Annotated in this window: 20 protein-coding genes; 10 read left to right on the top strand and 10 right to left on the bottom strand. The window is 63.8% G+C overall.

Annotation, left to right across the window (positions count from 1 at the left end; all coding sequences use genetic code 11):
* The first annotated feature begins 36 nt into the window (after positions 1–36).
* The 4 genes from FYJ44_RS03670 (at position 37) to FYJ44_RS03660 (ending at position 4245) form a co-directional block, all read left to right on the top strand.
* The gene (locus FYJ44_RS03670) at positions 37–426 is read left to right on the top strand and encodes a cytochrome c3 family protein (protein ID WP_154509247.1); all 390 of its coding nucleotides are present in this window, start codon (positions 37–39) and stop codon (positions 424–426) included.
* Between the two features lie 234 nt (positions 427–660).
* Positions 661–2823, top strand: a complete 2163-nt coding sequence (locus tag FYJ44_RS03665; RefSeq protein ID WP_154509245.1) for a hypothetical protein — start codon at positions 661–663, stop codon at positions 2821–2823.
* A gap of 520 nt (positions 2824–3343) precedes the next feature.
* Positions 3344–3517 carry a hypothetical protein gene (locus tag FYJ44_RS14415; protein WP_195840940.1) on the top strand — a complete coding sequence of 58 codons (174 nt, stop codon included), beginning with the start codon at positions 3344–3346 and terminating at the stop codon, positions 3515–3517.
* On the top strand, positions 3514–4245 hold the full coding sequence (locus FYJ44_RS03660; protein WP_288230204.1) for a ubiquinone/menaquinone biosynthesis methyltransferase: 732 nt from the start codon (positions 3514–3516) through the stop codon (positions 4243–4245). Before FYJ44_RS14415 ends, FYJ44_RS03660 begins: the two co-directional genes overlap by 4 nt.
* Positions 4246–4416: 171 nt before the next feature.
* Here FYJ44_RS03660 and FYJ44_RS03655 read toward each other — a convergent pair whose 3' ends face one another.
* Positions 4417–4611 (bottom strand): DUF2065 family protein, encoded by a 195-nt coding sequence (locus FYJ44_RS03655; protein WP_154509243.1) that lies wholly within the window; start codon positions 4609–4611, stop codon positions 4417–4419.
* A 45-nt stretch (positions 4612–4656) separates the two neighbouring features.
* Between FYJ44_RS03655 and FYJ44_RS03650 the strand changes: the two genes are divergently transcribed.
* From FYJ44_RS03650 to FYJ44_RS03625, 6 genes are all read left to right on the top strand, one after another.
* The gene (locus FYJ44_RS03650; RefSeq protein WP_154509241.1) at positions 4657–5970 is read left to right on the top strand and encodes a nucleotide sugar dehydrogenase; all 1314 of its coding nucleotides are present in this window, start codon (positions 4657–4659) and stop codon (positions 5968–5970) included.
* A gap of 5 nt (positions 5971–5975) precedes the next feature.
* Positions 5976–6725, top strand: a complete 750-nt coding sequence (mqnB, locus tag FYJ44_RS03645) for a futalosine hydrolase (RefSeq protein ID WP_154509239.1) — start codon at positions 5976–5978, stop codon at positions 6723–6725.
* A 3-nt stretch (positions 6726–6728) separates the two neighbouring features.
* Entirely contained in the window at positions 6729–7700 is a 972-nt protein-coding gene (locus FYJ44_RS03640) for a polyprenyl synthetase family protein (protein ID WP_154509237.1), read from the top strand.
* Between the two features lie 78 nt (positions 7701–7778).
* Positions 7779–10787 carry an AIR synthase-related protein gene (locus tag FYJ44_RS03635; protein WP_154509235.1) on the top strand — a complete coding sequence of 1003 codons (3009 nt, stop codon included), beginning with the start codon at positions 7779–7781 and terminating at the stop codon, positions 10785–10787.
* Positions 10788–11194: 407 nt separating this feature from the next.
* Positions 11195–11980 carry a septal ring lytic transglycosylase RlpA family protein gene (locus tag FYJ44_RS03630; protein WP_154509233.1) on the top strand — a complete coding sequence of 262 codons (786 nt, stop codon included), beginning with the start codon at positions 11195–11197 and terminating at the stop codon, positions 11978–11980.
* Positions 11981–12087: 107 nt separating this feature from the next.
* Entirely contained in the window at positions 12088–12978 is an 891-nt protein-coding gene (locus FYJ44_RS03625; RefSeq protein ID WP_154509232.1) for a DMT family transporter, read from the top strand.
* Positions 12979–13026: 48 nt separating this feature from the next.
* Here FYJ44_RS03625 and FYJ44_RS03620 read toward each other — a convergent pair whose 3' ends face one another.
* The 9 genes from FYJ44_RS03620 to FYJ44_RS03580 form a co-directional block, all read right to left on the bottom strand.
* Positions 13027–14145, bottom strand: coding sequence for a hypothetical protein (locus FYJ44_RS03620; protein ID WP_154509231.1), 1119 nt, complete (start codon positions 14143–14145; stop codon positions 13027–13029).
* 54 nt (positions 14146–14199) lie between these two features.
* Positions 14200–15273, bottom strand: coding sequence for a 3-isopropylmalate dehydrogenase (leuB, locus tag FYJ44_RS03615; protein WP_154509229.1), 1074 nt, complete (start codon positions 15271–15273; stop codon positions 14200–14202).
* 210 nt (positions 15274–15483) lie between these two features.
* Positions 15484–15981, bottom strand: coding sequence for a 3-isopropylmalate dehydratase small subunit (locus FYJ44_RS03610; protein ID WP_154509227.1), 498 nt, complete (start codon positions 15979–15981; stop codon positions 15484–15486).
* 119 nt (positions 15982–16100) lie between these two features.
* On the bottom strand, positions 16101–17360 hold the full coding sequence (locus FYJ44_RS03605; protein ID WP_154509225.1) for a 3-isopropylmalate dehydratase large subunit: 1260 nt from the start codon (positions 17358–17360) through the stop codon (positions 16101–16103).
* Between the two features lie 161 nt (positions 17361–17521).
* Positions 17522–19069, bottom strand: coding sequence for a 2-isopropylmalate synthase (locus FYJ44_RS03600; RefSeq protein WP_154509223.1), 1548 nt, complete (start codon positions 19067–19069; stop codon positions 17522–17524).
* A 116-nt stretch (positions 19070–19185) separates the two neighbouring features.
* Entirely contained in the window at positions 19186–19950 is a 765-nt protein-coding gene (gene pssA / locus FYJ44_RS03595) for a CDP-diacylglycerol--serine O-phosphatidyltransferase (protein WP_154509331.1), read from the bottom strand.
* A 28-nt stretch (positions 19951–19978) separates the two neighbouring features.
* Positions 19979–20620, bottom strand: coding sequence for a phosphatidylserine decarboxylase family protein (locus FYJ44_RS03590; protein ID WP_154509221.1), 642 nt, complete (start codon positions 20618–20620; stop codon positions 19979–19981).
* A gap of 101 nt (positions 20621–20721) precedes the next feature.
* Complete coding sequence (locus FYJ44_RS03585) at positions 20722–22329, bottom strand: GGDEF domain-containing protein (protein WP_154509219.1); 1608 nt, start codon at positions 22327–22329, stop codon at positions 20722–20724.
* Positions 22330–22341: 12 nt separating this feature from the next.
* On the bottom strand, positions 22342–23058 hold the full coding sequence (locus FYJ44_RS03580) for a substrate-binding periplasmic protein (RefSeq protein WP_229772474.1): 717 nt from the start codon (positions 23056–23058) through the stop codon (positions 22342–22344).
* Positions 23059–23200: the final 142 nt, after the last annotated feature.

Raw genomic sequence — 23200 nt, 5'->3', positions numbered from 1 at the left:
TTCTCATGTGCCGCTTTGTCAAGGAGGAAGTCTGCCATGAAGAAATTCCTGTTTCTCGCCGCCATCCTGACCCTGGCCCTGGCTCTGCCCGCTCTGGCGGCCCAGCCGCCCGTGCCCGACAAGCCGCTGGAGTTGAAGGGCTCCAAGAAAACCGTGATGTTCCCCCACGCCCCTCACCAGAAAGTGGAATGCGTGACCTGTCACCACCCGGTGCAGGACAAGGAGAACTTCCAGAAATGCGCCACTGCAGGCTGCCATGACGATCTGACCGCCAAGAAGGGCGAAAAGAGCCTTTTCTATGTGGTCCACACCAAGACCGGTCTCAAGCACCAGACCTGTCTGGAATGCCACACCAAGGTCGTGGCCGAAAAGCCTGATCTGAAGAAGGACCTCACCGGCTGTGCCAAGTCCAAGTGCCATCCGTAGGCCGGCCTTCCAGTTTTTTACGAGGCGCTGTCCCTGTGGGCAGCGCTTTTTTTGCGCCTCATTTCCCCGCCGCCCTGCTTTTTCATTCTCGCGCCGGGAGGTTTTCTCCGCAAATTTGCGTCTTTGCCTATAAACTGATACGTTTTTTTGTCGTTTTTGGATTATGGAGCCGCCGTATCGCGGCAGCGCTCCCGCTTCAGCGCACGCGCGCTCCGTCAACCCCATGAGGTTCGCATGGTTGCCGAGAAGATTGCCGAGACTGATGAAGAGATCATCGACCTCACCGAACTGATAGAAAAAGGCGACGCCGCCGGGGCCGTTCCTCCGCCTGAAAAGGTCAAAGAGGAGATCAGCTCCCACATGCAAAGCCTCAACGACGCTCCGGCTCAGCAGGACGACGCGGAAATCGACGCTCTGCTGGCCCAGATGGAAGCCAATGACGACGGACCGGGAGCCCAATTGTCTCCGGAGCAGGCCGCCGCGCCGAGCCACAAGGTCGACCCTCATGAGAAACTCGACATGTCGGGCATGGGCGATGTGGACAAGCTGCTCAGTACTCTGGACATTCCGCCGCAGCCCCGTGAGCGCGATGCGGAAGCCGCGCAAAAGGCCGCACCCATGGACCTGGACAGCGCCGTGGACGATTTGCTCAACTCCATGAACGGTTCCGCGCCCAAACCGGAATCCGAGGCTGCGCCGGATGTGGCTGATCTGCTGGCCGCCGCGTCGCAGCCCGGGGAACAGAATTTTACCGACGACCTGGACGCCCTGCTGGCTTCCGACCCCGCCGCACCGGCGGCGACGCCCGCCCCGGAGCCGGAAGCCCCGGCCCCTGCAGCCGCGCCTTCCGCTGATCCGGCCCCGGACCTGACCGACGATCTGGACAATCTGCTGGCCGGTCTTGACCTGAAACAGGACGCGCCCACTACTCCCGCGCAGGCCGCGCCCGTGAGCGCGCCGGAAACAGAAACCGCCCCCGAAGCGGCCCCGAAAGCGGAGCCCCAGGCACAGGCGGCCCCGCAGGAAAACACGACCGATACTGATATTGAGACGGATCTGGATGCCCTGCTGGCTTCCGACCCCGCCGCACCGGCGGCGACGCCCGCCCCGGAGCCGGAAGCCCCGGCCCCTGCAGCCGCGCCTTCCGCTGATCCGGCCCCGGACCTGACCGACGATCTGGACAATCTGCTGGCCGATCTTGACCTGAAACAGGACGCGCCCGCTACTCCCGCGCAGGCCGCGCCCGTGAGCGCGCCGGAAACGGAAACCGCCCCCGAAGCGGCCCCGAAAGCGGAGCATCAGGCACAGGCGGCCCCGCAGGAAAACACGACCGATACTGATATCGAAATGGATCTGGACGCCCTGCTGGCGGCCATGTCTCCGGACGCGGACATGCCGGAGAGTCCCGCAGCCGACGCGGATGAACCCGCCGCCGCGCAAGCGCCTCTGGAAGCTGTGGTGCTGGAACCCGAACTGGAGCTGCCTGCCGAAACGGCGGCCACTACGGTTGAAGCCGCAAACGCGCCGAACGGCCCGGCCGGAGAGGAAGAAGCCGCGCTGGAGGAAAGCCCGGCTTCCGGAGCGGAGCCGGAACCGGATCTGGACGCACTGCTGCAGAGCGCCATGCAGGAAGAACCCGCCCCGGATGCGACGCCGGATGTGGCGGATGCGGCGGTTCAGGACGAGGCGGCCATCACCGACGAAGTCTCCGCCGTTGAAGAAGCCGGACTTCCCGTTCCTGAGGCGAGCCCGGAACCGGCGGAAACTGAGGCACAACCGGAGGTCGAAGCGGAACAGCCCGTTACCCCGGCGGAAGATCTTTTGCTCATGCCCGTCGAGGAGGAAACCGCGCCTGCCGGCGAACAGGCCGACGCTCCACTGGTGGAAGCCCCGGCCGCTCCCCAGCCCCTGAGCCCATCCCCGGCGGTGCCCGTTGCCGAACCCGCGCCCGCCGCCGACGGGGCGGAATTGGCGCAATTGACGGAACTGGCCGAAGAAAACGCCCGCCTGGGCGAGCGCCTCCAGCATTGCGAAAACGAGATGGCCGAGGCCAAAGCCCGCATTTCGGCCCTTGAAAAGGCTGTGGCGGCTCCCGCGGCCTCCCTGGAAGACCTGTTGCGCGAGGGCACCCCCCTGCACGACCGTTTCGCCGCGCTGATCTCCTCCTCGGTGGGCCAGGCCCTGAAGGACATGCCCGCTCCCGCCCCGGACGAGGCCTTGGGGGAACGCCTGCACAATCTCAGCCTCATGGGCAAAAGCGTCTCGGCGCGCATGGATGCCCTGGAAAGCCGCCTGGACACGCTGGAGCCCCGCTTCAACCAGCAGGTGGAAAAAGCCGCGGCCGGCGCGGCGGCGCGGATCCTGCGCGAGGAAATCGCCAAACTGGTTCAGGACTAGAGCGATTAACTTTAAAATTGCCCACGGAGTCGAGCAAAGCGAGACTCCGCCTTGATGCCGGAGTAACCGCAAGCTCCGGCGGAGGCGTGAAACTTACGGGTCGGAACATCATGTCCCGGTCATATATAAGCTTAAAGTTAATCCGCTCCAGGGCCTGTCCAGGCGTTCCATGCCGCAAGCCCCGTACTCCAGTTTTTTCTTCCGGGCGTCGCACAGCGGCGTCCGGATTTTTTCGCACTCCGGCCCGCATCCCCTCTGTCCGGCCTGTCCGGCGTGACGCTCTTGCCAAGGCCCGGCGGAACGCATATGCTGTTGCCCTGTTTTACGCGCGGGCGAACCGTGTTTTTTGACGAACAAAAGGGGCGGGGGCTTACGTTTCCGTTCTTTTACCCGTCCAGGCAAAGAACCCGTTGTGGGTCATCAGGCCATTCCCCAAGGGGCGGGTTTTTTATTTTCGCCGGGTTTTTCACCGGTTCCGGCGTTCCGGGCTTGCCCGGTCCGGAGGACCCCTGAGGCAGGTATGGATAAGGATCGCAAGGAAGCTTTGCAGGTAGCCAAGGAACTGACCGCCAAATTCATTGAGACGCGCACGGTTTCGCCGGGCAACTTCGCCGAGATTTTCCCGGCCGTCTACCGGGTGGTCTACGCCGCCATTCGCGAAAACGCGGATGAAACCGAAGGAACGAGGGCGTGAGCGCCGCTCCCGTCCCGGCTTCCGGCCAGCCCCGCGTCCATGATGCCGCGGTGGCCGGAATGTTCGGCCGCATCGCGCGTTTTTACGATCTGCTCAACCGCCTGCTCAGTCTTGGCGTGGATCAGTACTGGCGCCGGGTGCTGGCCTGCAACGTGACCCTCGGTCAGGGCGGCGTGGTGCTGGATCTGGCCGCCGGAACCTTGGACGTGGCCCTAGCCGTACGCCGTCGTCATCCCACCGCCCTGGTGCCCGCGCTGGACTTCTGCCCGCCCATGTTGTCTCTGGGTCGCCGCAAACTCAAGGGCGACAACGCCCGGCGCGTCCTGCCCGTGGCGGCGGACGCCAAACAGCTGCCCCTGCCCGACGCCTCGGTGGACTGCATCACCATGGCCTTCGGCATCCGCAATATCCTTCCGCGCGAAGCCGCGTTCGCCGAAATGCTGCGCGTGCTGCGTCCCGGAGGCCGGGCCTGTATTCTGGAATTCGGTTCCGGGCAGGAACGGATCTGGGGCGGACTGTACAATTTTTATCTGAACCGCGTTCTGCCGCGCGTGGGCCGCCTGTTTTCCAAAGATCCAGCGGCCTACGGCTATCTGGCGGACACCATCCGCGCCTTTCCCACAGCCCGGAAACTGGAGGAGGAAATGCTGCGCTCCGGCTTCGCCCGCGCCCGGCATCTCAAGCTCACCTCGGGCATTGTCTGCCTGCATCTGGGGGAAAAGGCGTAGGCTTTCCAGAGGGATGTTGCGTGCCAGGAAATGGCGACACTACAGAAATCTTGTTTCCTGGCAAGGAGAACAAGCCCTTTATGAAAGGAGTGTACTTTTATGGTATTCGGCTGGAATAAAAGACGAAGTTCGACGCCGCCAGGGAGCGAAAGAATGTAGTGCCAACATTTCCTAAAGGGCCAGCCGGATAACCAGCAGGCCCGCCGCCACGGCCGCCAGTCCGGCCAGGCGCAGCTGGCGTTCCGGGCGGGACAACAGACCGGCCATGGCCCGGCGCATGCCGCCGGGAAACAGCGCCCAGCACAGGCCTTCCAGCACAAAGGCCAGGCCCAGGGCGCGCAGGAACAGGGCAAAATCAAACTGCATGTTTTTCTGGTGACGGAAAACCGGGTTTTTGTAAAGGAAAGAAGCATGATCACTTTTGAAGCACTGCAAGAACGCCGTCAGCCCTTGGCCGTGGTGGGCCTGGGCTATGTGGGTCTTCCCCTGGCCGTGGCCTTGTCGCGGCATATGGACGTGCTGGGTTTTGACATCAACGCCGGACGCGTCGCGGAACTGACCCAGGGCCACGACCGCACCCGGGAAGTCAACGACGCTGCGCTCAAGGCCGCCGCCGTGCGCTACACCTGCGATCCGGCGGATCTGGCCCGGGCCGCCGTGATCATCGTGGCCGTGCCCACGCCCATTGACGACCACCGCTCCCCGGACCTCACGCCCGTGGTGGGGGCCAGCACAACAGTGGGCCGCCATATGGGCAAGGGCTGCGTGGTGGTCTACGAATCCACGGTTTACCCCGGCCTCACGGAAGAAATCTGCGTGCCCATTCTGGAAAAGGAATCGGGCCTGACCTTTGGGCGCGACTTTACGGTGGGCTACTCGCCGGAGCGCATCAACCCCGGCGACAAGGTCCACACCCTGGAAACCATCACCAAGATTGTTTCCGGTTCGGATCAGGCCACGGCGGACCTGCTGGCGCAAATCTACGGCTCGGTGGTCCGGGCGGGCATCCACCGCGCCTCCAGCATCAAGGTGGCCGAGGCCGCCAAGGTGATCGAGAACACCCAGCGCGACCTGAACATCGCCCTGATGAACGAACTGGCGGTCATTTTCGAACGCTTGGGCATCGACACCCTGGAAGTACTGGAAGCGGCGGGCAGCAAGTGGAATTTTCTGCCCTTCCGTCCCGGATTGGTGGGCGGCCACTGCATCGGTGTGGACCCCTACTACCTGACCTTCAAGGCCGAGGAACTGGGCTTCCATCCCGAGGTGATCCTGGCGGGCCGCCGGATCAACGACAATATGGGCAAATACGTGGCCGAATGCGCCGTCAAACGGATGATCAAGCGCGGCCGGGTCATCAGCGGCGCGCGGGTGGGCATCCTGGGCTTCACCTTCAAGGAAAATGTGCCGGACCTGCGCAATACCCGCGTGGTGGACGTTATCCGCGAACTCCGGGATTACGGCGTGGAAACCCTGGTCAGCGACGCCCAGGCCGATCCGGCGGAAGCCCTGCACGAATACGGGCAGACGCTGGCGCCTCTGGACGAGTTGCATGATCTGGACGCCCTGATTCTGACCGTATCCCATCGGGAATACGCGGCCCTGTCTCCTGCCGATCTCAAAGCCCGCTTCAAGGAGCCCGACAAGGCCGTGCTGCTGGACGTGAAGGCCTTTTTCGATCCCGCGGCCCTGCGCGCCGCCGGCATCGACTACTGGAGACTGTAGGCCCGATGGCCCTGCTGATCTGCGCGGCCACGGGCCGGGAGCTGGCCGCTCTGGCCCCGGCGCTCTTCCCCAGGGCGGACGCCCTGGAGGAAATGGAGCTCTGGTCCGCGCGCCTCAAAGGCCGGGATACGCTGTTCTGCGTCACCGGCGTGGGTCCGCTCAACGCGGCCCTGGCTCTGGGACGCTGCTTCGGCCAGGCCGGGGCGCGGGGGCAGCGCATTGACGCGGTGCTCAACGCGGGGCTGACCGGCGCTTTTGATCTGGAGGCTCTGCCCCTGCGCGCCCTCTGTCTGGTGCGCGAGGAAATCTGGCCGGAATACGGCCTGCACGACGGCCGGGCCGTGACGGCCAAAGCCTTCAGCTTTCCGCTCTGGCGGCGGGAAGCCGGGAACGGTGAGAGCGATAAGAATGGCGGGGCGGATGTGTATGACCGCCTGTCCCTGGCCGGCGCGGAAGCGCTCACCGGCGGCGCGCCCCGCTCCGGCGGCGACGGGTTCGTCCCCTGCCGTTCGCTGACCGTGGCCGGGGTCAGCGCCAGTTTCGCCAGGGCGCGGGACCTCTGGAACCGCTATCACGCGGAGCTGGAAAACATGGAAGGCTTTGCCGTGGCCTATGCCTGCGCCAGAGCCGGGGTTCCCTGTGTGGAGATCCGCAGCGTGTCCAACAAGGTGGGCCCGCGCACAAAAGAGGAAAAGGATTTTCCGGGCGCGCTGCAAGCGCTTGACGCGGTGCTGCCCTCACTCAACCTGTTGTGACCTATGGCAAATATTCTTCTCAAAGCACGCCTCGCCCTTGAACTGCCGCCCATCAACGCGGCCCTTGAGCGCGCGGCCCAAGGCCTGCCAGAACCCGTGCGGCCCGTGGCGCGGCACATTTTCGAAGCCGGGGGCAAACGCCTGCGGCCCCTGCTCACCGTGCTCACGGCCCGCCTGCTGGGCTATGAGCGCGCGGACATCTATGATCTGGCCGTGACCATGGAAATGCTGCACGCGGCCACCCTGCTGCACGACGACGTGCTGGACAACGCCGTGAGCCGCCGGGGCAAGCCCGCCGCGCATACCCTGTTCGAGGTGACGCCCACCATCCTGGCGGGCGACGCGCTGCTGGCCGAGGCCAACGCCCTGGTGGCGGGATTCGGGGATCCGCGCCTTTCCCTCTGTTTTTCCGAAGCCACCAGCCGCACCGCCGCCGGAGAAATTCTGGAAATCGTGGCCCAGCGCCGGGTGGACACCAGCGCCGCGGAATACGAGGAGATCGTGCGCGGCAAAACCGCCTGGCTGATTCGCGCCTCCTGCCAGCTGGGCGCGTTGCGCGCGGGCGCGACGGACGCGCAGGCCGCAGCGGCGGCAGCCTACGGCGAAAATCTGGGCATGGCCTTCCAGATGGTGGACGACGCCCTGGACTTCGCGCCCGAAAGCCTCACCGGCAAGCCCACGGGCGGCGACGTGCGCGAAGGCAAGCTCACCCCGCCCCTGCGACTCTACCGCCTGGGCCTGGAGCAGGAGGAACGCGTGGCCTTTGACGCGGCCTTCGGCTGCGGCCTGATGACCGAGAACGACGCCGCCGCCATTGCCGAACGCATCCGCGATGCGGGACACGACCAACGGACCCGCCTGGACGCGGACGCCTATCTGGCCACGGCGCGTGACGCCCTGGACACTCTGCCGGACAGGCCGGAACGCGAGCTTATGCGCCAGATGGCCGACTACGTGCGCGACAGGAAAAAGTAACAATACTATGGTATTGCCTTAGGTTCAGCAGCAGGCGGATTAATGAGGGCTGAGCCTACTACAGCAAGGAGACCCCCTATGCTCTACCGTGTGGAAACAGGCCCGCATGCCGGGCTGGACGATACCCAGGGCCGCAAGACGGCCCAGCATCTGCGCAAGGCCCTGGGCCTCAGTGTGGCGCGGGTGCGCCAGATCAAGGTTTTCACCGTGGACGGCCTGGACGGGGCTCAGGTCCGCCGCCTGCTGGACGAAGGCGTCTGGCACGATCCCATTCTGCAGCGCGCCTCGCTGGAGCCCCTGCCCCTGCTGACGCCCGAACCGGACTGGTTCGTGGAAGTGGGCTTCCGGCCCGGCGTCACGGACAACGAGGCCCGCACAGCCCGCGACACCGCCGCTCTGGTGCTGGACATCCCGCGCGACAGCCTGCGCGTTTACACCGCCGTGCAGTACCGCATCTGCAACGACCCGGCCGCGCCGCTCAACCGTGAGCAGGTGGAGGCCCTCAGCCGCGACCTGCTCTGCAACACCCTGATCCAGCGCTTCCGCATCAAGAGCCTGGAGGAATGGCGGTCCGAGCCGGGCTTCGCGCCGCAGGCGGCCAAGGTCACCGGCGAAGCCAACGACACGGTGGACGTTGTGGCCCTGTCCGGCATGGACGACGCGGCCCTGCAGCAGGCCAGCCGCGAAAACACCTGGGCGCTTAATCTCGACGAACTGCATTGCATCCGCGACCACTTCACGGAAGCGGGCGAAGCGGTCCGGCGCAAGGCGCTGGACCTGCCCGCCGACCCCACGGACGTGGAAATGGAAGTGCTGGCCCAGACCTGGTCAGAGCACTGCAAGCATAAAATTTTCGCCTCGCGCATCGACTATTACAACGAAGAGACAGGCCGCCGCGAGGCGGTGGACAATCTCTACAAGACCTGCATCCGCGACGCCACGGCCCTGCTGCGGGCGCGCATGGGCGAAAACGACTACTGCAAGTCCGTGTTCAAGGACAACGCCGGGGTCATCGCCTTCATCAACGGCTACGACGCCTGCATCAAAGTGGAGACCCACAACAGCCCCTCGGCCCTGGATCCCTACGGCGGCGCGCTGACCGGCATCGTGGGCGTGAACCGCGACCCCATGGGCACAGGCATGGGCGCGGAGCTGGTCTGCAATACGGACGTGTTCTGCTTTGCCTCGCCCTTTTACGACAAGGCCCTGCCGCCGCGCCTGCTGCACCCGCGCCGGGTGCTGGAAGGTGTGCGCGAAGGCGTGGAGCACGGCGGCAACAAGTCCGGCATCCCCACGGTCAACGGCTCTCTGGTCTTTGACGAGCGCTATCTGGGCAAGCCCCTGGTCTACTGCGGCACTGTGGGCATCATTCCCACGGAAATCAACGGCCGCCCCGGCTGGGAGAAAAAGGCCGAGGTCGGCGACGTCATCGTGATGACCGGCGGCCGCATCGGCAAGGACGGCATCCACGGGGCCACCTTCTCCTCCGAGGAGCTGCACGAGGGCTCGCCGGCCACAGCCGTGCAGATCGGCGACCCCATCACCCAGCGCAAAATGTACGACTTCATCCTGCGCGCGCGCGATCTGGGCCTGTACAACGCCATCACGGACAACGGCGCGGGCGGCCTGTCCTCTTCTGTGGGCGAAATGGCCGAGGATACCGGCGGCTGCGTGCTGGACATCGCCAAGGCTCCGCTGAAATACGACGGCCTGCGGCCTTGGGAGATCCTGCTCTCCGAAGCGCAGGAACGCATGACCCTGGCCGTGCCGCCGGACAAGCTGGCCGCCTTCATGGACCTGGCCGCGCGCATGGACGTGGAGGCCACGGCTCTGGGCCGCTTCACGGATTCCGGCTTTTTCGAGGCCCGCTACGGCGACAGGGTGGTGGCTTCCCTGCCCATGGAATTCATGCACGACGGCGTGCCCCAGCTGGAGCTGGAAGCCGTGTGGAAGGCCCCGGACATGCCGGACATCCACGTGGAAAGCGCGGGACTCGACGCGCGGGGCGAAGGTGAATTCCTGCGGCGCATGCTGGGCCGGCTGAACATCTGCTCCAAGGAATACATCATCCGCCAGTACGACCACGAAGTGCGCGGCGGCAGCGTGATCAAGCCTCTGGTGGGCGTGCTGCGCGACGGCCCGGCCGACGCGGGCGTGCTGCGCCCTCTGCTGGAGTCGGACGCCGGTCTGGTCATCAGCCACGGCATCTGCCCCAAATTCAGCGATTACGACACCTACTGGATGATGGCCAACGCCATGGACGAAGCCGTGCGCAACGCCGTGGCCGTGGGCGGCGATCCCGACGCCCTGGCCGGGGTGGACAACTTCTGCTGGTGCGATCCGGTCCAGAGCGAAAAGAATCCCGACGGACGCTACAAGCTGGCCCAGCTGGTGCGGGCCTGCAAGGCGCTGCGCCAGTTCTCCCTGGCTTATAATCTGCCCTGCATTTCCGGCAAGGACTCCATGAAGAACGACTACACCGGCGGCGGGGAGCGCATTTCCATTCCGCCCACGGTGCTCTTCTCGGTGCTGGGCGTGATCCGCAATGTGACCTGCACCCAGACCTCGGACTTCAAGCGCGAGGGCGAGTATATCTACCTGCTGGGCGGCACCTGGCGCGAGATGGGCGGCAGCGAGGCCGCCGACGAACTGGGCTTCAGGGGCGGCCGCGTGCCGCAGGTGGACGCGGGCACGGCCCTGCCGCGCTATCGCGGCCTGCACGCGCTCATGGGCCAGCGGGCCGTGGCGGCCTGCCATGACTGCTCGGACGGCGGCCTGGCCGTGGCTCTGGCCGAAATGTGCATCGGCGGCCGCCTGGGCGCGGAAGTTGACCTGAACGCGGTGCCCGCCCTGGAAGCCATGAGCCGCACGGAACTGCTCTACAGCGAGTCGGCCAGCCGCCTGCTGGTCAGCGTCAAGCCGGACCTGGCCATGCTGCTGGACGCCCTGGGCATGTGGCAGCTCTGCCGCCGCATCGGCACGGTCACGGGTGACGGGCATCTGACGCTGAAGAGCGGCGACAGCACGCTGCTGCGCGAAAACGTGGAAGATCTGGCCCGCGCCTTCAAGCGCACGCTGGACTGGTAAGATTCGCGTTTTCAGCTTTTATTTACCGCCATACTTATGCCGCCCCCCAAAGGGGCGGCATTTTTTTGGCCGGCACCCAGGCGGCACGTGAACGTCAGGCGGATGCGGAGCGGCCCGGCGAGAGGCGGAATTTCTTTCTAAACTTTTTCTAACCAACTGATAATAAAAAATTTTCACTGATTTGACAGAGGCGTTTTTTTTGCGGTATAGTCTATGCAATAAGAAAAGGCATTCCCCTTGCAGGCGGGCGGCACAGACGCGCGGACGCGTTTCCAGGCCACCGGGAGAGCCCTTGGGGTCAGGGTCGCGGGCGCGACCCGTCCGGTTCTTTTCAAGATATGCGGCGCATCGTTCTGTTGCGCTGCCTGTCTTGGCGGGCAGCCTCGAACACAAACCAAGGAGTTACCATGAAGTATTCACGCTGGCTTTCCATAGGGGCGGCCCTGGCCCTTTGCCTGGCCCTTGCCGCCCCCATGAACGCCGAAGCGGCTTCACAAAGCGCTCCCCAAGCCAAAAGCCGGAAATCCGGCATAGAAGCCCAATCTCCCTCCGCTAAAAAAAGCAAAAAAGACGTCTCTTCCGCGCGCAAAAGCCGCGCCGTCAGCAGCAAAGATAAAAATTCGCGTAAAAAACATTCCCGTAGCGCGAAAAGCAAAAAGCAGCGCAAAGCCGACGACATCCGCCAGAGCGTGGATAACCGCGAGATCTGGCTCAAGCGCGCTCAAGGCAGCGAACTGCTGACGGGCAAAGCTTCCTGGTACGGCCGTGACTTTCACGGCGGGGCCACGGCCAGCGGCGTCGATTACGATATGTACACCTTCACCGCGGCCCACCGCACCCTGCCCATCGGCACGGTGGTCAAGGTCACGGATCAGGACAACGGCAAAAGCGTCATGGTCTGTGTGACGGACCGCGGCCCCTATGTGCGCGGCCGGATCATCGACCTCTCCTATGCCGCCGCCAAGCAGCTTGACCTGAGCAAGCGCGGCGTGGGCAAGGTTGACGTGGAAGTGGTCAGCGACGAAAGCGGCACCCCGCTCAAGGCCGATCAGGCCTATTACGTGCGCTACAGCGCCGGCATGGGCGACGAAAAGGTGGGGCCGTTCCGCGCCTTCGCCGATGCCGCCGCCATGCACGAAGCGTTGCGTCAGGCCCATCCCGAGGCGGAAGTGGTACTGGACAGCTCACGCTAGCGCCCGCCGCTCCGTAACTATTTGATGCGAAAGGCCGCCCGGCATCTGCCGGGCGGCCTTCTTGCACGGCGACGCGATCTCCTGTATGGCTCCGGGCGGAGGCATTGATGGGCTTTTTTCTCGGCTTGCTTTCATCCGCTACGTTCGGGCTGATCCCGCTCTTCACCCTGCCGCTGCTGCACGCGGGCGTGACGGCCGAATCCGCCCTGTTCTACCGTTTCTGCATCGCCTCCATCACGCTCTGGGGTCTGCTGGCCGCGCGCGGCGAATGCTTTCGCGCACGCGGCGTGGACCTCTGCAAGCTGGCGGGCCTGAGCATCATGTACATGCTGGCCGCCCTGCTCTTTTTCTGGGCCTTCAGCTATCTGCCCAGCGGCGTGGCCGCCACGCTCCAGTTTCTCTATCCGGTCATGGTCATGCTGATTATGATCGTCTTCTTCCATGAGCGCTTTTCCTGGACCATCGCCCTGTCCATCGTCCTGGCCGTGTCCGGGGTGGCGCTGCTCAGCGGCGGCCCAAGCGACGGCGGCCGGAGCATCAGCCTGCTGGGCGTGGGCATGATGCTTTTGTCCGCGCTGTGCAACTCCCTGTATATCGTCGGCATCCAGACAGCGCGCATCCCGAACATGAGCGGCCTGGTGATGACCTTTTACGTGATGCTGTTCAGCGCCGTGCTTTCCCTGGTCAACGCTCTGTGTACCGGCAGGTTCCAGGCGCTGAGCTCCTGGCGGGAATTGGGAATCGCCGCCCTGCTGGCCGTGGTCACCGCCGTGCTCTCCAATCTCACCCTGATTCTGGCCATCCAGCGCATTGGCTCCACCATGACCTCCGTCCTGGGCGTCATGGAGCCGCTCACCGCCGTCACAGTGGGCATACTGGTGTTCGGGGAACCCTTCAGCCCGGCCCTGGCGGGCGGCGTGGCCCTCATCGCGGCCTCGGTGCTGCTGGTCATGCTGGGCGGGCAGATTCGGAGATTTTTACACCGGGCGCAGGCCTGAAGCAAAGTAACCGCGCATATGGCTTCGCCGCCTTTCGGCTGCGGGCTTTCAGCACACCGGGGAATAATAATCAACCCGCAGCAGAAATTCACGGAAGGTCATTGGGGGTATGGGCCGTGCATGCCTCTTGATCTGAAAACGCCCCGTGTCCCTGTTCCATTGCAGGATGATGTCCCGCCAGGCCTGCTTGCTGACGGCCCGGTATACGCCAAGGGCATGACGGAACTCCTCCTTGAAGCGCTCCAGGCTGTACTCGCTCGGCTTGCCGGAAATGCTCAAGGGAAATCGGGGCGGCCCATCGGGGATTCTTTCCTTTTCCAACGCAGCGGCAATGGCGATGGCCTCTTCCAAATCTTTTCCGGTAAGAGTATCGCAGCTTTCGTCGGCAAGCGCCTTGTCCATCTTTGAGCCGCCATAGAGAGCAATGGCGCCGAATGTGAGCATATCCCCCCTTTCGGTATAAGGATATTCAACGTCCATAGTATGCCGAAAACCTTTTTGCAAAGGCGGCTGCAACAAGCCCAGCGGCAGCGGGTCCAGCCGCGCCGTCACGGTCAGCCCCGTGCGCGACGGCAGAAGGCGCAGGATAAAGAGTGAAAATTCCTCCGGTCCGGCGATCTCGCTCTCTTTCAAAAAGGATTGCGGAGTTAAATCCGGAGGAAGAAAAGAGGCGGGAGGTTCGGAAGCAATAATGCCGTCCTCCTCGGCACATCCCCTCCAGGCATGGCCCAGCACGAGCGTCTTGCCCTTTTTCCGGGGGAAAGCGCGGCTGACGGTAAGCCGGTAACAGCCACAGGGAGGACCGTCGCCATGGGTAAAAAGAAAATTGTTGGCTCGATCCTCCAGATACCCATCTATGCAGTCGCACTCCGGCGACATTTCAAGCTCACTTTCAGAATAAGCGAAAACGCCTTGTTTAGAAAAAAATTTCTCCACACCGCGGTCAAGATAGCCGCCGGTCAGACATTGTCCGGGCATTTTTCCCAGAGGCTCCATGTACTCTCTGAGTTGAGCCTCACTGCCTGTAAACCGGATTGTATCAAATGCCGTTCCATGCGCCACTTCCCATAGCTGCTTGCGCGCATCTTCGCAACGGCCTTGCAACGTCCCAAAGACAATCAACAGAAACGCCAGCACCGAAGCAAGTATAGTGTTGCGGCTACGCACATCTCCCTCCCCGCGGATATGAAAGGCGGGCGCTTGCGCACCCGCCTTGCGTCGTCACAACCTCTCGATGACCTTGCGCCCCATGGCCTCGCAGCCCACCTGGATCATGCCCGGCTCCATGATGTCGCCGGTGCGGAAGCCGTCGCGCAGGGCGCGACGCACGGCGTTTTCAATGCACTCCGCCTCCTCGGTGAGGTGAAAGCCGAGACGCAGCAGCATGGCGCCGGAAAGAATGGTGGCCAGAGGATTGGCCTTGTCCCGGCCCGCGATATCCGGCGCGGAACCGTGAATGGGTTCGAACAGACCCGGCCCGGACGCGCCCACGGAGGCCGAGGGCAGCATGCCCAGAGAACCGGTGATCACCGAGGCCTCGTCGGAAAGAATGTCGCCGAAGATGTTGCCGGTGAGGATTACGTCGAACTGTGAGGGATCGCGCACCAGCTGCATGGCCGCGTTGTCCACATACATGTGGGAAAGCTCCACGTCGGCGTAATCCTTGTGAGTTTCCAGCACCACTTCCTTCCAGAGGCGCGAGGTCTCCAGCACATTGCTCTTTTCCACCGAGCAGACCTTGCGGCGACGCTGGCGGGCCGTCTCAAAGGCCACTTTGGCGATGCGGCGGATCTCTTCCTCGTCATAAATCATGGTGTTGTAGCCGGTACGGCGGCCGTTGCGCATTTCCACGCCGCGCGGCTCGCCGAAATAGATGTCGCCCGTGAGCTCCCGCACCACGATCAGGTCCAGACCCTTGGCCGCCACGTCCGGACGCAGCAGGCAGGCCCCGGCCAGTTCAGGCAGCAGCAGGGCCGGACGCAGGTTGGCAAACAGGCCCAGGGCCTTGCGGATGCCCAGCAAGCCCTTTTCGGGCCGCTGCTCCGGCTTCAGGCCGTCCCATTTGGGACCGCCCACGGCGGCCAGGAACACGGCGTCGGCCTTGCGACATTTTTCCACAGTCTCCTCCGGCAGAGGCGAGCCGGTGGCGTCCACGGCGGCCCCGCCGATGAGGGCTTCGTCAAAATCAAACATGTGGCCGAACTTCTGGGCCACAGCCGCCAGCACGCTGGCTCCCTGGGCGAGAATTTCCGGGCCGATGCCGTCGCCGGGCAACAGGCAGATGGTCTTGTTCATTGAGTAATCCTTTTTTGCACATGACATCGCGGGGGAAGGGAGATCCTTTTGAAAAAGGGTCTCCCTTCCCCCGCACCCCCATCCTCCCTAAAACTTTCAGTCGCTCCGGCGTCATTCCGGACGGAACGGCGCTCTGGCAAAAGTTTTTGGAAGCAGGGGCGCGGGGGAGAGAACCTTTTTCCAAACAGGTTTCTCCCCCGCAAAAAAACATTACGCCTTGGCCAGGCGTTCCTTCACATAGCCCACCAAGCCCCCCTTGGCCAGAATGGCGACCATGGACGGGGGCAGCGGCGGGCAGGTGATTTCCGCGCCGTTGGTCAGGTCGCGGATGCGGCCCGTGGCGGCGTCGATTTCCAGCTCATCGCCGTCGTTGAGCTTGTCCACCTCATCGCCCACTTCCATGAGCAGCAGACCCATGTTGAAGGCGTTGCGGTAGAAGATGCGCGCGAAGCTGTGGCCGATGACCACGGGCATGCCCGCGCCCAGAATGGCAATGGGCGCGTGCTCGCGCGAGGAACCGCAGCCGAAGTTGCGCCCGGCCACCAGAATGTCGCCCGGCGCCACGCGCTTGACCCAGTCCGGCTCCAGGCCGGACATGCAGTTCTCGCCCAGTTTTTTGGCGTCGCTGGTCACCAGAAAACGCGCCGGAATGATGGCGTCCGTATCAATATGTTCGCCCACTTTGTGGGCCTTGCCTTTGTAGTTCATGCTTTGACCCTCTGGAGAGATTTGAGGGAAGGAAACCCTTTGGGAAAAGGATTCCCCCTCTTCCCTCCCATCTTTCCTGAAACTTTTAGTACAGCCGCACAGTTCCATCCGATACGCTTTTACAATGCATCGGGGGAAGCGACCTTACCCGCCACCGCACTCGCCGCCGCCACCACCGGGCTGGCCAGGTAGACCTCGGAAGAAAGGCTGCCCATGCGGCCCTTGAAGTTGCGGTTGGTGGTGGCCACGGCGCGCTCGCCGTCGCCCAGAATGCCGGTATGGCCGCCCAGGCAGGGCCCGCAGGTGCAGGGCCCCACAATGCAGCCCGCGTCCATGAAGACTTCCATAAGGCCTTCTTTCAGGCACTGCTTCCAGACTGTGGGCGTGGAAGGCAGCACGATGCAGCGCACCTTTTTGTCCACCTTGCGGCCGCGCAGCACCGCCGCCGCGTCGCGCATGTCGCTGATACGGCCGTTGGTGCAGGAACCGATGACCACCTGCTGGATGGGCGTGTCCCCGACTTCGGAGACGGGCTTCACGTTGGAGGGCAGATGCGGACAGGCCACCACCGGCTCCCGGCCCGTGACGTCGATGTCCACCACGCGCTCGTAGACCGCGTCCGGGTCGGCGGCCAGTTCCATGTCCAGGCCGGGGCCGTGCTCCGCGCAATAGGCGCGGGTCTGGGCGTCCACGGCAAAAAGGCCCGCCTTGCCGCCGGCCTCAATAGCCATATTGGCCATGGTCAGACGGCCTTCCACATCCAGAGCGTCAATGACCGGGCCCCCGAATTCCAGGGCCTTGTACAAAGCCCCGTCCACGCCGATGGCCCCGATGAGCAGCAGCATGAGGTCCTTGCCGCGCAGCCAGCGGGGCATCTCGCCCCGGATGTTGACCCGGATGGTGGGCGGCACCTTGAGCCAGGTTTCGCCCAGGGCCATGGCCGCCGCGATGTCCGTGGAGCCCATGCCCGTGGCGAAGGCCCCGATGCCGCCATAGGTGCAGGTATGGCTGTCCGCGCCGATGACCAGATCACCGGGGCCCACCAGCCCCTGCTCGGGCAGCAGGGTGTGCTCCACCCCGCAGTCGCCGCCCTCGTAATAGTGAGTGATGCCCTGCTCTTCCGCGAACTTGCGACTGATCAGCACCTGATTGGCCGAATCGATGTCCTTCTGGGGCGTGAAATGGTCCATGACCAAGGCGATTTTGTCCTTGTCGAAAACCTTTTCCGCGCCCATGCCGCGAAACGACTTGATGGCCAGCGGCCCGGTGATGTCGTTGGCCAGCACCATGGATACCCGACACTGAACGATCTGGCCGTCGCTTCGCACGGCCTCGTCGGTATGGGCTTGCAAAATTTTCTGCGCAAGCGTCTGAGGCATGTTCAAACTCCTTGTATCTCCAAAACAAAAAAACTTGTTCACTTCCCTCCTGACATTTATGCGTTTTTCGTCGCCGACAAGGCAGGCCGGGCGCATAGCCGACTATGTAATCAAGCCGGGCCGCGCGGCCTGACACCGTGGGCGGCAAAAAACGCCAAATGTCAGTCGTGTTGGCAGTGAAGGCGACAACCTTCCTCTTCCCGTTTTGCCAGATGGTTCAGGGCGTCCACATAGGCCCTGGCGCTGGCCACGAAAATATCCGGATGCGTGCCCCGGCCCACGGCGGAATGCCCGTTCTCCCTGATGCGCACGGTAACCTCGCCCAGAGCGTCGGTGCCGCCGGTGATGGCGTTGATGGCATACTGCTCCAGCTCCGGCTCGCGGCCCACCATGTCGGCGATGACGTTGAACAGGGCGTCCACCGGCCCCACGCCGAAGCCCGCGCCGCTCTTTTCCATGCCGTCCACATCCATGATCACCGCGGCCGTGGGCGGCACGCCGCCGGCGTCCGAGCTCTGCACACTGACATGACGCAGGCGCAGACGGTCCGGGATGCGGTAGATTTCCTGCTGGACCAGGGCCATGAGGTCGTCGTCATGCAGGGTCTTTTTGCGGTCGGCCAACTGTTTCACGGCCTCGAAGACCAGGTTGAGCTGCTCGTCGTCCAGCTTGTAGCCCATACTCTCGAACTTGTTGCGCACGGCGTTGCGGCCCGAGTGCTTGCCGATGACCAGATTGCTCTCGGTACGGCCCACGGACTGCGGGGTCATAATTTCGTACGTTTCACGGTTTTTGAGCATGCCGTCCTGATGGATGCCGGACTCGTGCGCGAAAGCGTTGGCCCCCACAATGGATTTGTTGTTGGGGATGGGCTGGCCGATAATCATGGAAAGCAGACGGCAGGAAGGATAGAGCTGCTCGGTTTTGATGCCGTGCTCCAGGCCGTAGTAGTCCCGCCGCACGCCCAGGGCCATGGCCACTTCCTCCAGGGCCGCGTTGCCCGCGCGCTCGCCGATGCCGTTAAGGGTCACCTCGGCCTGGCGCACGCCCACCCTGAGGGCGGCCAAAGTGTTGGCCACGCCCAGACCCAGATCATCGTGACAGTGCACGCTGAAGATGGCCTTGTCGCTGTTGGGCGTGTTTTTGATCACGTAATCCACCAGAGAAGCGAATTCCTCAGGCTGGGCATAGCCCACGGTGTCCGGCAGGTTGATGGTGGTGGCCCCGGCGTTGATGGTCGCCTCCACGATGCGGCAGAGGAACTCACGTTCCGAGCGGGAGAAATCCTCGGCGGAAAATTCCACATTGTCCGTATAGGAGGCGCAACGTCTGACCCCTTCCACGGCCATCCTGAGCACGTCCTCGGGGTCTTTGCGCAACTTGTGCTTCATGTGCAGGGGGGAGGTGGACAGGAAGATATGGATGCGCGGATTCCGGGCGTCTTTCACGGCTTCCCAGCAACGGTCGATGTCGCTTTCCACGCAACGGGCCAGACCGGCCACCTGAATGTCGCCGGCCTGGGCGGCGATGGTCCGCACGGCTTCAAAGTCGCCGGGACTGGAGGCCGGAAAGCCCGCTTCCATGATATCCACGCCCAGCACTTCCAACTGATGGGCCAGACGCAGTTTTTCCTGCAGATTCATGGTGGCGCCGGGCGATTGCTCGCCGTCGCGCAAGGTGGTGTCAAAAAAGTAGACGCGATTTTTCATGGTTCATACTCCTCTGGTGTGACAAGGTATATATGCTTGCATAACGGCCGCCGTAAAGGGCGGCTGTCCAGGGAGCGCGTCATTCCGCCCGACGGGCGGCGAACCGTTACGCAGCCTTAATCGCTCTGGGGCGATAGGGCGCGTAGTAGCTGACGGTTGCGGCGGGGCAGGATCACAAAGGTGTAGATGAGTCCTCCCGCAATATAAATGGCGCAGAGCAGGAAGCCGAACAGGCGGGGAAGGGAAACCACCAGGGCGAGAAGGAAAAGAAAAGTCACCATGGTGCGGAGGGGATGGGCGCGCAGAAAGTCATACTCCTTGAAGGAGAAATAGCGCACGCGGCTGACCATCAGCACGCCCACGCCCACGGAAAGCAGCAGGGCGAAATAGGGCGTGACCGAATTCAGAAGATCCGGAAACAGCGAGGCGAAAAAGACGAAGGTCACCACAGTGCAGCCGCCCGCCGGAATGGGCAGGCCGATGAAAAAGCGCTTGCCCACGGCGGCGGTGCTGACGTTGAAGCGCGCCAGACGCAAGGCCCCGCAGGCCGCGTAAATGAAGGCCGCGGCCACGCCCAGGCGGCCGAAGGTCTGCAACTGCCACTGCCAGAGCAGCATGGCCGGCGCAAGCCCGAAGGCCACCAGATCGGCCAGGGAATCGTACTGCACCCCGAATTCGCTGGCGGTATTGGTCAGGCGGGCCACCTTGCCGTCCAGGCCGTCCATGAGGGCCGAAACCAGAATGGCCATGCAGGCTTCCTCAAAGCGGCCCTGCACCGCCCAGACCATGGACAAAAAGCCAAGAAACATGCTCAGCGTCGTGATCATGTTGGGGAGGAGGAAGACCCCCTTATGCGGCTTTTTCTTTTCCATAACGTCCATAAGTACGGGCATGGTCAGGGCGTGTCCGTCACTGCGCGCGGGCGATCACGCTTTGTCCGGCGAAAACCTGTTCGCCAATACGCACAGCCGCAACATAGCCCCGGGGCAGATAAAGGTCAACTCGCGAGCCGAAGCGGATCATGCCGTACCGCTGGCCGCGCGCCAGGGCGTCGCCCGGCTCCACACGGCAGACGATGCGCCGGGCCACCAGCCCCGCGATCTGGACCATGCTCCAGGTCCGGCCGTCCGCGCCGCGCAGGCGGTAGGCGCAACGCTCGTTGTCCGTAGAGGCCTTGTCAAAAGCCGCGTTGACGAATTTGCCCGGCCAGTAGCGGACGTCTTCCACCACGCAGTCCACGGGCGCGCGATTGACGTGCACGCTGAAGATATTCATGAAAATGCTGACGCAGCAGCAGCTTTCGTCACTAAAGGGATCGGCCCTGTCCTCGATGCGGATGATTTTGCCGTCCGCCGGGCTGACGGCCAGGCCCTCGCTGTGGGGCACGACCCGTTCCGGATCGCGGAAAAAGTGCAGACTGAACCAGAACAGGATCAGCAGCAGCAGGGCCGGCAGCCACCAGTCCAGGAGCGCGAAAACCAGGGCCGAAAGCGCTGTCAGGGCGATGCAGGGCCAGCCTTCGGGCGTAATGCCGCAGTGTGCGGGGCGCATGGCAACTCCAGAAATACGCCGCGCCCGAAGACGCGGCAAGGCGTTATAAAAAAGGAATTTAAAAGTATAGCCCGCACCGGCGCGCAAGGCAAGCCGTGAACTTACGCGCCCTCCGCCCCATACAGGCAGACCCGGTCACGGCCTCCGGCCTTGGCCTGGTACAGGGCGCTGTCCGCGCGGGCCACCAGGTCCGCCCCGGAACCTCCCTCCTCCCGCCGGGCCACGGCCACGCCGATGCTCACCGTCACATGGGGCGCGACCACGGAATCAGGATGCGGCAGACGCAGAGAGCGGATTCCGGACATGATCCGCTCGGCCACGGCCAAGGCCTGACGCTCGGTGGCATCTTCGAGAATGACGGCAAATTCCTCGCCGCCGTAGCGGAACAGGGCGTCGTTGTGGCGGTACAGCGTCGTCTGCATGGCCCGGGCCACATCGGCCAGACATTTGTCGCCGGCCGGATGCCCCAGGGAATCATTGTAGTTTTTGAAGAGGTCTACATCAATCATCAGCATGCCCACCGAGGCGCAGCGGGCGCTTTCCGCCAGCCGCGCGTCGAAGCTGCGCCGGTTGGCCACGCCGGTCAGGGCGTCCACCAGGCTGAGGCTTTCATAGCGGTTCTTTTCCTGCTCCAGCGCGCCCGAGCGCGCGGCCAGTTCCGTCAGATAGACGCGCAGGCTGGGCACGAGATCCAGCAACTGCTGCAGCTCATGGATACGCACCGGGGGCAGTTGCCGGGCCGGACTGCCGAAGCGGATCTGGCGCAGTTCATGAGCGGCCAGGGAAATGGGCGACAGGATGTGCCGGTGCAGCACCGCGACGCCCCCCAGAAGCATGGCGGTCAGCAGGCCCATGGAAACATAAAAGCCGATCCGCATGCTGCGCGCCTCGGCCCGCAGGCCTTCCATACCCGCGTAGGCGCGCTGGAATTCCTCGTTCGAGGCGGCGTTGTTCAGATCCTCAAGCGTGACGTCCAGCTCTTTCCAGAGCGCCCTGGCTTCCAGGTCGGCCTCGCCTTTTTCATTCCAGGCCTGCCCCACCACGCGCAGATCCCGCTGAAAGGCGGAGCAGGTTTCCCGCTGCGCGAAACTGAGATCCGTGCGCCGACAGAGTTCCAGCACCGGCTCGAAGCTCTTCCGGGCCCGTTCGTACCGGGCTTTGTCCGTTTCCCGGGCGGCCGACGTGACGTGGCGGGAATTGTGCGTGGGTTCAAGGGTCTGTACGTCGCCAAGAGCCAGCTTCAGGCCCCCCAGCACGGAGGACAGGCGCAGTTCATTCAGGTGCAGCCTGTCCGAGGCGTCGTCGCTGCGCTTGCGCGCGGCGGCCAGCTTCAGGATCAGATCCTGCACGGTTTTGGCCGCGTCCCTGATCTGCGGGGACTGCTCGAACACGGATTCGGCCACCAGCGCCCGTGCCTTGAGCAGGGCGGCACGGCGCTGCCGGGGATCTTCAGCCATGAAGACCACGGCGGATTCGCTGCGCAGCACATTGATGTTGTCCATGGTGCGCTGGCTGTTCAGAATTCCGGGCAGATGCTCCTCTTCCAGCGAATCCGTAATAACCCTGATAGAGTCCAGGCTGAGAAACACGACCAGACCGGCCCCGCCCAGCAGAAGCACGGCGGGCAGCATGAGCAGCGCCAGAAAACGGTAGGCGCCGATGCGCCCGATGTCCCGCCCGCCTCCGGGCCGCTCGCGTTCCGCATCCATGCCGCCGCTCCATCAATACAGGCTGTAGGGGAAATAACTGCGGTTGATCCGCCCGAACGCGCCGCTGAAACGGATATCCCGGATGGCGCGGTCCACCGCCTGACGCAACTCATCCTCGTCCTTGCGCACGCCGATGCGCACCAGACCGGGAAGCGAGTCCAGCGGCAACGGATCGCCCAACACGTCAAAATCCTGCCCCCGCTCCGAGAGCAGAAAAGAGTAGGCCGCCAGATCGTTCGCCAGAATCAGATCCAGCTCGCCCGCGCAAAGCATGTCCAGCAGACGGCCGAACTCGTCCGGCGCCACCACCGCCCGGTCGCCCCGGCGGCTCAGCGCATGGGCCAACTGCACGCTGCCGCCGCGCGCGCCGATCCTGACCATGCCTTTCGGCCCGTCACTTCCGTTGCCAGCCCTGCCGATATAGACGGAACGCGAGCGGAAATACGGTTGGGAAAAATCCATGTACGTCAGACGGTCCTGAGTGCTGCAGACCCCCATCAAAAGATCAAGACCGCCGTGGCGCATGGTTTCCAGCAAGCGGTCCAGGGGTTGGAATTCAAATTCGCACCGGCGGCCCATGGCCCGGCAAAGCTCTTCGGCCACCTCCAGATTGAAGCCCGCGCCGTGACCGCGCCTGTCCAGTCTGGAAAACGGCGGATAATTGCTGTCCAGGCCCACCCGCAACGGAGCGGTCTCCGCCGCCCACGTCCAGGAGAGCAGCAAAGACAATACAAGAAAGCCAGCAATAGATAACGGCCGCAGCGCTTGCCCAACCTTTGCCATGACACTCCCCAACCAGAACATGACGAAACCGGGATACCACGTCGACTACGGCGCGACTGCTGAAATATAGAACTTCTTGGCGGCAAGC

The organism is Desulfovibrio porci, from assembly GCF_009696265.1.
Lineage (GTDB): Bacteria > Desulfobacterota > Desulfovibrionia > Desulfovibrionales > Desulfovibrionaceae > Desulfovibrio > Desulfovibrio porci.
The sequence above is the reverse complement of the archived record's forward strand: the minus strand, read 5'-3'. Positions and strand labels throughout refer to the sequence as shown.